This window comes from Planococcus glaciei (assembly GCF_900099655.1).
Classification (GTDB): domain Bacteria; phylum Bacillota; class Bacilli; order Bacillales_A; family Planococcaceae; genus Planococcus; species Planococcus glaciei.
The window spans coordinates 1-11454 of the sequence record NZ_FNDC01000028.1 but is presented as its reverse complement, the minus strand read 5'-3'; the positions used below and the strand labels follow the sequence as shown (position 1 = coordinate 11454).

Genomic DNA, 11454 nt, shown 5'->3' with positions numbered 1-11454 from the left:
CCTCGAATCGTGGATTCGAAGAAGGCTCCGCATGTGCATATGGAAAGATTGGAAGAAGCCGAGTACGAAAGTGAGAAAACTCATCGGGTTGAGTATCCCGAAAGGGAAGGCTTATGAATGGGGCAACTCGCGAAAGAGCTACTGGCGAATTTCAAAAAGTCCCGTATTGCACAGAGCCCTCGGAAACTCCTACTGGAGTTCCCAAGGGCTCAAAAGTCTGGTTGCACGTTATGAAACTTTGCGTCATCCATCTTAATTGAACCGCCGTATACCGAACGGTACGTACGGTGGTGTGAGAGGTCGGGAGTTAATCACTCCCTCCTACTCGATTTAATGCAATTGCATGCGCGTTTTTGGCTTGAATCGACCAAGCAGGATCTCGCCAAGCGGAATGGTTTTGGGAATGGCGATTGACAGCATAATCGGGACCAATAAACCAAGCGCCGTATAAGTGAACAAATTGAATGGCAGGAAATCCTCAACCAGGAAACCGATAAAGATATGCAGGTACATGATCGAGATTGAATGCTCTTCAATTTTCACCAGCCACGGGAAAGTGGCTTTGGCAGCGAGCAGTTGAAAGAAGCCAACCACGAGCAGCGTAAAGGCAAGCGGAATGACCAAGTCGAGCAGGAAATGGTCGTAGCGCAGAAACTTCATGCTTAAGTGATAGTCGATCCAACCGGCACGGTCAGCCGACACAGCCACAAGCGCAACGGCTGCAGCCGCCGCAATGGCATATTTCGGAATGTTCATCCAGAAGGACTTCAAGTAATAGCCGATGGCGTAGTAGACAACGGCCAGCAGTGCAACGTCCAAATTCCAAAGCATGGGAATCTGCATGGAAGCTGCATCCGGCTCACTTGCCAGGCTCATCGCAAAAGTTCCTTCGAGTTGGGCCAGGATGTAGCAGCCTGTCAACATCATCAATTGGATGGAACGCTTAAAGCGCGTAATCCATAAAAACAATAGATAGGTTGCAAACATCACCGTTACAAACCAGAAAACCCCGTGTTCACCGCGGAGAAAACGGCCGCCGACAGCCAGTTCAATCAGGTCCTGTCTCAGAAACGCCGCAGTAAATGTGCCTTCGCCGATCGCCATGCCGTATTTAATGGACGTCAGCAGCAATAAAAAGAATATGTATGGGACCAATAATTGCATAAAGCGTTTTTGAATGGCCGGCTTTAATTGCTGATTGTCAGTGATCGGCTTAAAGAACAAGCCGCTCAACAAAAAGAATGCTGGCATGTGGAACCAATAAATGTACTTAACGAGCGGAAACTCTGTGGGCATTGGACCGGAAAAATGGCCGATAACCACTAAAATCATCAAAAACCCTTTTGTAATATCCACCCAAGTTAAACGTTGTTTTGCCAAGACCATGACCTCCGAATAAAAAACTAACCCGTTTAGTATATCCCAACCTTAAGCCATATAAACGGTTGATACAGAACGGTAAAAAAACGGTCAATTCTGTCATCATATGTTAGGATGAAAATAATACTAGAAAGGTTGGTGGAATATGAATATTTCCCTGTCTATTGAATCATTTCCGCTGGATTCACAAACAATTAACGACATGAAAAAATTACTGGCTATATTTCAGAAAGATTACAGCGTCGTGCTCCAAGAGCCGGTGTGGGATCAGCCGCATACCCGCGGATTTGCCGTTGTTGCGTATACCGATGAAGGGGAATTGATTGGATTTGCGACTTCTGTTGACATCATCGGCCTTCACCATTACGAATGGTCGGCAGTTGTCCATCCGGATTACCGCAGGCAGTCCATTGGATCCGCACTTGCTGAAGGCATTCATCACGGGCACACGCAGCGCGAAGCCGAAAGCGAATTGGCAGCTTTTATTGAAGATCAGGAAGCAGCAGGATTTCTTGCGAGTTTGGGCTATAGCGAAGACTTCAAGGAAATCCAGCTGGGCGTAGCGGCACTGGAAACCGTGGATTTGCCTGAAGGCGTATCGGTCACGCAGTTTAATGAAGAACGGGAAGAACTGGAGTCGCTTTTACGGGCAGCTTTTGACGAAGAAGTAATCCCGGTAATGGCGCATAACTTGGAAGAAGCGGGCAGAGATGTCTGGTTGATGAAAAAAGACGGAAAACTAGTGGCGACAGCAACCTTGGTTGCAGAAGAAGATGCGCTTTGGGTAACCGCGTTTGCCGTCCATCCTGAAGAACAGGGAAAAGGATACGGCCAGGCCTTTTTGGCATGGAGCCGGAATCTGGCGCATCAACAAGGCAAACAGCAAGTGCTGCTTGATGTCGAGACGGATAACAATGCACTAGGTGTCTACACAAAAGCCGGTTTTCAGCCCATCAATACCGTCGCTTATTGGAAACGGATTTAATCCATCCAACAAAAAAACCATCTGCTGAGGCAGATGGCAAGTGGTGGAGTCAGTTTCCTTTTCCTTTAAATTCTTTTTCCGTGCCGTCGGAGAACCGGACGTCTATTTCAATCGTTTTGTAGCCTGCTTCAATGCCGAAGCCGCCTACCACTGATTCGATGGCTTCTTCATCAGTCATATCCGAAGTTAAGTCAAGGGTCTGGAAAACAGGTTCGATTTCATCCATAGCTTCATCTCCGGCTAAATTCTGATTCTCTAATTTGTTTTCATAGCTGGCTTCTATATTATCGCGGTCTTCTTCATAGCTGATATCAATGGCGTCATCCTGGTCCGGGTAATCCACATCTACACTAAACTCGGTGAAGCCGAATGTATCGCCGCCGATGCTTTCCTCATCAGTTCCGCCGCCAGGGGAGGCATCGCCCGAACCGGGTGCTGGATCTGTTTGAGATTCGTTGCCGACAGGTTCGTTTACTTCATCGCTTTCGCCGCAGGCTGACAGAGCGAGTGTGGAAGAAAGCATCAATGCTGTCAGGACAGATGTTTTTTTGAAGGTCATGGAAGTCATCCTTTCACGATTAAATTAGTTAAATTCTGTATTCCCGAATTCCCTGTTTTTAATCGTTCCATGGAGCTGAGCGGAGTTAGAAAAAGACGAGTCCGAATGGAGCAGTGATCATGAAAGATTACACCAACGGCCAGAACATTGCAGCAGCTTCTGAAAAAGAAATCCATACAGATTTCGAGAAAAATATGACATACGGAGAGTATTTGCAGCTGGATAAGTTGCTCTCTGCCCAAATCCCGGCAAGCGGCCAGCATGATGAAACCTTGTTCATCATTATTCATCAGGTCTCTGAATTGTGGATGAAGCTGATTTTGCACGAAATGCAATCAGCGATCAACTGCATCAACGGGGACGATCTGCAGCCGGCGTTTAAGCAATTAGCCCGGGTTTCAAGAATCCAATCGCAGATTATTCAAGGGTGGGACGTGCTGGCAACCATGACTCCAACCGATTATTTGAAGTTCCGGAACTCCCTCGGAAATGCGAGCGGCTTTCAATCTTATCAATACCGCATGATTGAGTTCACTTTAGGGTATAAAACAAAACATGTACTAAAAATTTATGAAAAAGAAAAAGAGCTCCATCAGCAGCTTCTTTCAGCATTCCAAAAGCCCGGCCTTTATGACGCCGCTATTCAAAAGCTGGCCAGAAGCGGCTTTGGGATAGATCCGGAACTGCTGGACCGGGACGTTACCATGGTTTACGAAAGCAATGACAGTGTGAAACAAGCATGGAAAGCCGTATATCAGGATGCGGATTCCCATTGGGAGCTGTATCAGTTGGCAGAAAAGCTGGTTGACATTGAAGACTCCCTGCAGCAATGGCGGTTCCGCCACATGAAAACCGTTGAACGCATCATCGGCTTCAGGCAGGGAACCGGCGGCTCATCAGGGGTCCATTATTTGAAAAAAGTGCTGGACCATTATTTTTTCCCGGAACTTTGGGAACTGCGGACAGAGATTTAGGAGGATAAGACATGAAGATTTATGCGCACAGAGGGTGTTCAGGTACCTACCCGGAAAATACACTGGCTGCTTTTCAGGCAGCCGCAAAGTTGCCGATTGACGGCGTCGAAGTAGATGTTCAATTGACAAAGGACGGCAAAATGGTCGTCATCCACGATGAAAAAATCAACCGGACAACGGACGGGAAAGGCTATGTCAAAGACAAAACGCTCGATGAACTGCAAACTTATGACTGCGGTTCCTGGTTTTCAGATGAATGGAGCGGGGAACGCATTCCTACTCTTGACGAAGTCATGGACGTATTTCAGGATACCGCTCACCGGTTGAATATTGAAATCAAATCTGACATTTTCCCATATGATGGATTGGTGGATAAAGTCATCAACCTGGCGACGAAAAAAGGAATGCTGGACCGGTTGCTTATTTCCTCCTTTAATCATGAAGATGTCCAGAAAGTTTGCCTGGATACGGATTTAGACTCCGCTATTATCACGTCTCAAATTTATGTGGATATTTATGATTACGCACGCGTCATCGGGACGAATCGGCTTCACGTTTCCTTGCCTTCCGCTTTTCGCAAAATGACGACGAATGCATTGCAGAAAGGGGCGATTGTCTATGTCTGGACAGTCAACAGCCTCGAATATGCCCAGGAACTCCAGAAAATCGGCGTTCACGGCATTTTCACCGATTACCCTGAAAGAATGCTGAACGAATTAAAATAAAAAGAGGCGCAATGGTGCTGTACTCCGTAAAGTGAGAGTGAAAAAATCTCGCTTTATGAAGAGCTGCCATTGTGCCTCTTTTTACCATTTTGCGTAATGTTCTTCAATTGCTCCGAGCACTTCGAGAATTTTTACTTTTTTGCCATCTGGATGCCGGACATAGCCGTTATAATAGCCGAACAGCTGATGGACTTCGGACTTCACCAATTTCATATCACTGATGGAAACACGTTCGAAAAACGGCGTAAAGGTTAATTTCACATCATCGGAAAATTTAGTATGAATCAGCCATGGTTCCTTATAATTTTCCCGATTGTAATGAAACAATACGTCTTCATGGATTTTGGTCATTTTTCCGTTGACGAAGAATGCATTTTCCGTCATGCCGGTGCCATCTGTCCATTTGCCGCCAAAATTAAGCCCGATTGATCGTCCAAGCGAGCGCTGCGAAGCCATCGCCCAGTTCCAGGAAGATTCCCGGGGCCACACGCCCCGTCCGTAGTCCAAGACTGCAAAACTGTATTCAGGTTCGAATTCAAATTGCTGATTGCCGATCTTTACCGTCCCTGAAGTAGGCAATGACAGATGCTTTCCGGTGAATTGAAAAGTTTGCCGGTTCCAGGGAATGACTACGTTGAGCGAATCATACGTTTCAGGATGCTGGATAGTGAAAGAAGCATGAAGTGCTTCACCGTCAAAATCTTCTACATCTACTTGAAGCCGGGTCTTGTGCTGTTGATGGTCAATTTGAATGGCCATATCACCGTGGTGAAAATGACAAGTGCCGAGCACTTTATCCGATAATTTCAACTGGCGGGTAAAAGGAACGACAATGGTTTTTTCATGAAACCGCTGCGTTTCGTAATTTAACATGTAAACAAAGCAGACCGTCGCATAATCCAGGTGGCTAATTGTGGCGGAAAACAAGATCTCCTCACCAAAAACACACCAGTAATTCCACTTCTTCTTTCTCATGAAATTGCCGCGCAGGTTGCTGACGACGATGGGTTGGCGTGCATATCCGATGGCGCCCGGATTTAATTGGCCTTTTGCATCACAAAGCATTACGTTTTCTGTAAGTTCCCGTTCTACATGTTGCATTAAATCCACCTCGCTCATCATTCTACTTCCATTTTAGCAGAACAACTACTTGTAAAACTTGTATAAGAACATGGGGAAGGGCAAGCCGAATTCCACTGATTCTTTAAGGCTATTACTTTACCGGCCTTCTCCACATCAATGCAATGGTGCCTTCACCGGCATGGACGGCAAGCGAAGAACTTAAATCACCGATTTGTACCTGGGCGCGCGGATTAAACTTTAAAATCTCCTGCTTGAAGCTTTCCGCTTCCGCGTGCACATTGCCGTGCATAAGCTGGAACGTATCGATGCCATATTTTTCATGGTCCGCTTTGGCGTGGTCAATCAAATACTGAACCGCTTTTTTGTGGGATCGCACTTTGTCGATTGGCACCAATTCTCCTTCAGCGCTAATTTGGACGATCGGTTTTACTTTCAAGAGACTTCCTAAATAATACTGGGCACCGCTCATGCGGCCGCCTTTATACAATTGGGATAAATTGCCGATTAAAATGTAATTCCGGAAGTTTTTCGTTTCCAGTTCGAGCTGTGCGGCGATGTCTTCTGCTGCCATACCGCCTGCAGCGAGAGTCATGCCCCGTTCAATCAGCCCAGACAAACCATAGGACAATGCCAAAGAATCGACAGCAAAAACTTTAAAGCCGGTCATTTCGGCTCCTGCAGTTGATGAAGCAATCGTGCCGCTCAGTTTGGCCGATGCGTGGACTGCAATCGCACATTCATACTCTTCCTGCAGTTTTTCGTACAGCTCAGCAAATTTGCCGGCTGCGGGCTGAGAAGTCTTAGGGAATTCGGTCGCTTTTTTGATGCGTTCATACAGCTGCGAATTGCTTAAATCCACGCCATCAATAAATTCTTCCGTGCCGAAATGGATGTTAAGCGGCACAATGTAAACATCCGGGTGGGCTTTAAATTCTTCCGTGACGTATCCAGTTGTGTCCATTACCCATGCTATTGGTTTTTTCATTTTAGCCATCCTATCATAAAATTATTTTGAATACTTAAACTATAACACGTACAGAAACCCTTCGATAGACAATTGGGTGCAGAAAAAAGGCACATCTTGCCGCAGGTGTAAAATCTTTAGCCACTCTCACGTGTTTATTGTTTAGAAAAACGGTTTTGGAATGATTCCTGGATATCTGCCTGATGTTTGATGAGAATCAGGATTACGGCCAAACCAAGCGGCCAGTAGTCCATCCAGCCGCCAGTGAAAGCCAGGGCAGAGAAAAATACCGAATAGCTGATCAACATGGTCAATGTCGCACTTTTCAGGAGGGGAAAGAAAAGGGCGAAAGCCAGGAACATGACCAGAAAAAAGAACGGCGTTAATGACAAGCTGACACCGATAAACGTCGCAATGCCTTTGCCGCCGCGCCCTTTTAGCCAGAGGGGAAAAAGATGTCCGCAAATTACGGAAAGGCCGCCAATCGCCACCACCCATTCTTCGAACCCTGCATAGCGGCCAATCGCCACAACAACCGCCCCTTTAGCAGCGTCCCCTAAAAACGTCAGGACAAAAGCCGATTTGCCGATAACGGCTCCGGCATTCCGGGCACCAAGATTGCCGCTCCGTTCTTTGCGCAAATCGACGCCTTTCCATTTGCCGATCCACCACGCTGTTAAAATATTTCCAATCATATAAGCCGCAATCCAATAAATGACCATACTACGCCTCCAGGGAAAATGCTGTTGAGTTTATTTAACCAGTTTCCCTGCCAGAAAGAAACCCTATGCACCGTTCGAATCAACCGAAGCTAAATGGAGAAGCGAGTTGATTTTTTGCAAAGCGGGTATAGCAAGGAGAAAAAGGAGCGTGTACTGATGGAGGATTTGACGCAGGAAAAATATTTGGCTGCAGGCATCCCGCCCCAATCCCAGTCGAGAAAGCCTGGCCTGGAAAAAGTAATGGATCCCCAGCCGGTTTTCGATTTGAAGAGCCGCAAAGGAAGCGGCAAGCTGGCCGGCAAAGTGGCAGTGGTTACAGGCGGAGACAGCGGCATTGGTAAAGCGGCGGCTATCGGGTTTGCAAAAGAAGGGGCGCATGTGGCGATCATTTACTACGATGAGCATATCGATGCCGAGGCGACGAAGCATTTGATTGAAGAGCAAGATGTGCGCTGTACGCTTCATGCAGGCGATATCTCAGATGAAGTGTTCTGCAGAAAAGCCATTGAAGATGTCATCGAACTTCATGGCCAGCTCGATATTCTGGTCAATAACGCGGCATGGGCCAACCGTCAGGAAAGCATCTTGGATATTTCGGCAGAACAATTGCAGAAAACTTTCGCCATCAATATTTTTTCGATGTTTTATTTGACGAAAGCGGCGCTGCCGCATTTGAAAGTGGGCAGTTCCATTATCAACACGTCTTCAATTGATGCGTATGCAGGCCAAACCGGACAGGTGGACTATTCCACGACAAAAGGCGCCATTGTCGCATTTACGCGTGCCATGGCGAAGGAGCTTGCGCCCGACGGTGTCCGGGTGAACGGCATTGCTCCAGGCCCCATCTGGACGCCGCTCGTTGCATCGAGCCATTCAGAAAAAGAAGTGGCGGAATTCGGCAAGTCCACGCCGCTTGGCCGGCCCGGACAGCCGGTGGATTTAACGGGAAGCTTTGTGCTATTGGCTTCTGCTGACGGCGCCTATATGACAGGGCAATTCCTTCACATCAACGGCGGGGCTTACATGTCTTCGTAAATGGCCAGCTTGGAACACCATAAAGAAAAGGCCTTTCCAGCTACCGGAAAGGCCTTTCTCCATTGATTATAAGTTTGCTGCTTCGAACAGGTAATCGCTGATGACGCGAAGCCCTTTGTCGAAGTTTTCCAAGTGGAAATGTTCGTTCGGGGCATGGAAGTTCTCAGACGACAAGCCAAAGCCCATCAACACAACCGGCAAGCCAAGCACTTGGTCGAAGACAGCGACAATCGGCACCGAACCGCCCATGCGGGTAAAAGCAGTTTTGACATTGTAGACTTTTTCGTACGAACGCCCGGCAGCTTGAATGGCTGGATGGTCGTAAGGCGTCAAGAACGGCTGGCCTTTGTCAAAGTCAGAGATTTCGACAGTAACGCCTGCTGGTTTATTCGCTTCAACATGTGCGCGGAGCTTCGCGACAATATCGTCAGGATCCTGGTCCGGCACTAAGCGGCACGTGATTTTCGCGCTTGCTTCTGCTGGCAGGACGGTTTTGATGCCTTCGCCAGAAAAACCGCCGGTGATGCCGTTGATTTCGAGTGTCGGGCGAATCCATGTGCGTTCAACAAATGAATAGCCTTTCTCGCCGAAATCTTCTGTGATGCCCAAGTCCTGTTTTTCTTTTTCAAAATCAAATTCCAGAGCCGCAAATTCAGCACGCTCTTCGTCCGATACTTCCAGTACATCTTCGTAGAAGCCTTCTACTTGGATGACGCCTTCTTTATCGCGGAACGATTGGAGAATCTCAACGATGGCATGCAGCGGGTTCTGCACAGCACCGCCGTAGAGTCCGGAATGCAAATCGCCTTTTGGCCCTTTCACGTCAATCTGGACGCCGGCAAGGCCGCGCAGTCCGTAGCAGACTGCCGGACGTCCTGGCCCTTGCATGCCTGTATCGGAAATGACAATCAAATCAGCTTTCAGCTGTTCTTTGTTTTGTTCAACGTATTTTGGAAGTGTAGGGCTGCCGATTTCTTCTTCGCCTTCAACGATGAATTTGATGTTCACAGGAAGCTCGCCGTTCAATTGAAGCAAAGCTTCAACAGCTTTTACATGCATAAAGGTCTGTCCTTTATCATCGCTCGCTCCGCGTGCATACAATTTGTTGTCGCGGACTTGCGGATCAAAAGGAGGAGTCTCCCAAAGGTTCAGCGGATCGACCGGCTGAACGTCGTAATGGCCATAAACCAATACAGTCGGTTTGCCTTCGGCATGAAGCCAGTCGGCGTAAACGACAGGATGCCCTTCCGTTTCAAACACTTTCGCATTTTCCAGACCGGCTTTTTCCATGGCATCGCGCAGCCATTCGGCGCCTTTTCGAACATCATCTTTATGTTCGGACAATGAGCTGATGGAAGGGATCCGCAAGAATGCTTTCAATTCTTCCAAATGTTCTTCCCGGTGGTTCTTGAAATATTCGTCTATCATTTGTGCATTCATTTTATCCCTCAATTCCTATTTTTTAATTATGGAAAAATTATAACATAGGAGCTGAGTGTTTCGACAATTGGAAAATCGCTATGGTATAATCTTTCATACGGAAAGAGCTCGTAAAAAATTGTGTTTTATACACTGGAGGAACCAAATTTGTTTATTGCACTGGGAATTTGTTTATTCATGTCGTTTTTCTTCTCCGGAAGCGAAACGGCATTAACGGCTGTTAATAGGATGAAGGTCCATCTTCGCGCAGAACAAGGCGATGCAAAATCGCAACGTGTACAGAAGTTAATCGCGAAGCCGGACCGAATGATCACGACGATTTTAATCGGGAACAACATTGTAAACATCTTAATGCCGACGTTAGTAACGACGATCGCCCTCACAAGAGGCTGGGAAGTCGGGTTGGCAACTGCCATTCTGACAGTAATCATCATCATTTTTGGCGAAGTGCTGCCAAAAACAATTGCGGCAACTTTTGCTGACCGTATCGTTTATGTGGTAGCTCCGGCCATCAGTTTTTTTGTAGTTGTCTTAAAACCGCTTACATGGCTGCTGTCGCAGTTTACGAATATCTTTATCCGCATCATTTCCAAAGGAACAGTAAAAGAAGCGACATTGACGAAGGAAGAACTTCGTTCGATGGTGGACATTGCTTCTACTGAAGGGACATTCGAGGAAGAAGAATCAGAGCGGATCAAAGGCATACTGGATTTTCCGAACAAAGACGTATCGGATGTTATGTCCACCCACCGTACCGATACGGTAGGGATTGCCATCGATTCCACTTACGAGGACGTACGGGATTTGATCTTGGACTCTTCTTATACCCGCTATCCGGTTTATGAGGAAAGCCTGGATAATATTGTCGGTTTGTTTTACTCGAAAAAATTGATTGAGTGGTCGATGAACCCGAATTTGACCATCGAAGAGTTGATGGATGACAATCCGCTGTTCGTCGTCCAATCGGTAAGCGTCGAGAAAGTCTTTAAAATGATGTTGTCGAAGAAAAAACACATGGCAGTCATTTTGGATGAATACGGCGGTACGCTTGGCATTGTTACACATGAAGACATTATTGAAGAAATGATTGGCCAGGATATCGAAGACGAGACGGATGTGGAAGAAGACGAACTTGTCTTTGAGATGACGGATACACAATTGTCCTGCCATGGCCGCTTGGAAATCGAAGACGTCAATGACATGTTCAAAGTGGAAGTGCCAAACGACCATGATACGATTGCGGGCTTTGTCATGCAGCAATTGGGGCATGTGCCGGATGAAGGCGAAGAATTCACCTACGAGAATCTCCATGTCAAAGTGAACGAAATGGACCGCAACCGGATTATCCGCTTGACCATTACGAAACTGACAGAAGAAGAAATGATGGCAGACCCTGTATAATGCAGGGTCTTTCTTTTTGTTTTTTTCGCTTTGTAACTTGCCGATCGTGAGCAGGCGCTTCCGCTTTTCTTATTGTCTAGCTCCAGCGACCAGCCCCTCGAGACGCTTCAGACTGGTCTGCGATGGCAAAGTGCGCCATCACTGCCCAGTCCTCCAGCGCTTTTCGGAGCTGAACAAGGCACCTCC

At 47.1% G+C, this 11454-nt stretch carries 11 protein-coding genes and 1 pseudogene; 6 read left to right on the top strand and 6 right to left on the bottom strand.

Annotated features, from left to right (window positions below; all coding sequences use genetic code 11):
• Window positions 1-256: pseudogene (locus tag BLQ32_RS20100) on the top strand (group II intron reverse transcriptase/maturase); the annotation flags it as partial.
• A gap of 74 nt (window positions 257-330) precedes the next feature.
• Here BLQ32_RS20100 and BLQ32_RS19495 read toward each other — a convergent pair.
• A complete protein-coding gene (locus BLQ32_RS19495; RefSeq protein WP_139150577.1) occupies window positions 331-1380 on the bottom strand; it encodes an acyltransferase family protein in 1050 nt (349 codons plus the stop codon).
• Window positions 1381-1525: 145 nt separating this feature from the next.
• Between BLQ32_RS19495 and BLQ32_RS19490 the strand changes: the two genes are divergently transcribed.
• On the top strand, window positions 1526-2365 hold the full coding sequence (locus BLQ32_RS19490) for a GNAT family N-acetyltransferase (RefSeq protein ID WP_074511875.1): 840 nt from the start codon (window positions 1526-1528) through the stop codon (window positions 2363-2365).
• Between the two features lie 49 nt (window positions 2366-2414).
• On the opposite strand, the gene BLQ32_RS19485 is transcribed toward BLQ32_RS19490, so the two are convergent.
• Window positions 2415-2924 carry a YusW family protein gene (locus tag BLQ32_RS19485; RefSeq protein ID WP_053165325.1) on the bottom strand — a complete coding sequence of 170 codons (510 nt, stop codon included), beginning with the start codon at window positions 2922-2924 and terminating at the stop codon, window positions 2415-2417.
• 119 nt (window positions 2925-3043) lie between these two features.
• On the opposite strand from BLQ32_RS19485, the gene kynA reads away from it, so the two are divergent.
• Window positions 3044-3898 (top strand): tryptophan 2,3-dioxygenase, encoded by an 855-nt coding sequence (gene kynA, locus BLQ32_RS19480; RefSeq protein ID WP_074511874.1) that lies wholly within the window; start codon window positions 3044-3046, stop codon window positions 3896-3898.
• Between the two features lie 11 nt (window positions 3899-3909).
• Entirely contained in the window at window positions 3910-4623 is a 714-nt protein-coding gene (locus BLQ32_RS19475; RefSeq protein WP_074511873.1) for a glycerophosphodiester phosphodiesterase, read from the top strand.
• Between the two features lie 81 nt (window positions 4624-4704).
• Here the strand turns inward: BLQ32_RS19475 and BLQ32_RS19470 are convergent, their stop codons facing one another.
• From BLQ32_RS19470 to BLQ32_RS19460, 3 genes are all read right to left on the bottom strand, one after another.
• Complete coding sequence (locus BLQ32_RS19470) at window positions 4705-5724, bottom strand: DUF2804 domain-containing protein (protein ID WP_074511879.1); 1020 nt, start codon at window positions 5722-5724, stop codon at window positions 4705-4707.
• Between the two features lie 112 nt (window positions 5725-5836).
• Window positions 5837-6691 carry a DegV family protein gene (locus BLQ32_RS19465; protein ID WP_036803031.1) on the bottom strand — a complete coding sequence of 285 codons (855 nt, stop codon included), beginning with the start codon at window positions 6689-6691 and terminating at the stop codon, window positions 5837-5839.
• Between the two features lie 134 nt (window positions 6692-6825).
• The gene (locus BLQ32_RS19460; RefSeq protein ID WP_074511871.1) at window positions 6826-7392 is read right to left on the bottom strand and encodes a glycerol-3-phosphate acyltransferase; all 567 of its coding nucleotides are present in this window, start codon (window positions 7390-7392) and stop codon (window positions 6826-6828) included.
• Between the two features lie 156 nt (window positions 7393-7548).
• Here BLQ32_RS19460 and BLQ32_RS19455 point away from each other — a divergent pair, with 156 nt between their 5' ends.
• On the top strand, window positions 7549-8427 hold the full coding sequence (locus BLQ32_RS19455) for an SDR family oxidoreductase (RefSeq protein WP_074511869.1): 879 nt from the start codon (window positions 7549-7551) through the stop codon (window positions 8425-8427).
• Between the two features lie 66 nt (window positions 8428-8493).
• Here BLQ32_RS19455 and BLQ32_RS19450 read toward each other — a convergent pair whose 3' ends face one another.
• Complete coding sequence (locus BLQ32_RS19450; protein ID WP_074511867.1) at window positions 8494-9867, bottom strand: dipeptidase; 1374 nt, start codon at window positions 9865-9867, stop codon at window positions 8494-8496.
• Between the two features lie 147 nt (window positions 9868-10014).
• On the opposite strand from BLQ32_RS19450, the gene BLQ32_RS19445 reads away from it, so the two are divergent.
• Window positions 10015-11268 (top strand): CNNM domain-containing protein, encoded by a 1254-nt coding sequence (locus tag BLQ32_RS19445; RefSeq protein WP_074511865.1) that lies wholly within the window; start codon window positions 10015-10017, stop codon window positions 11266-11268.
• Window positions 11269-11454: the final 186 nt, after the last annotated feature.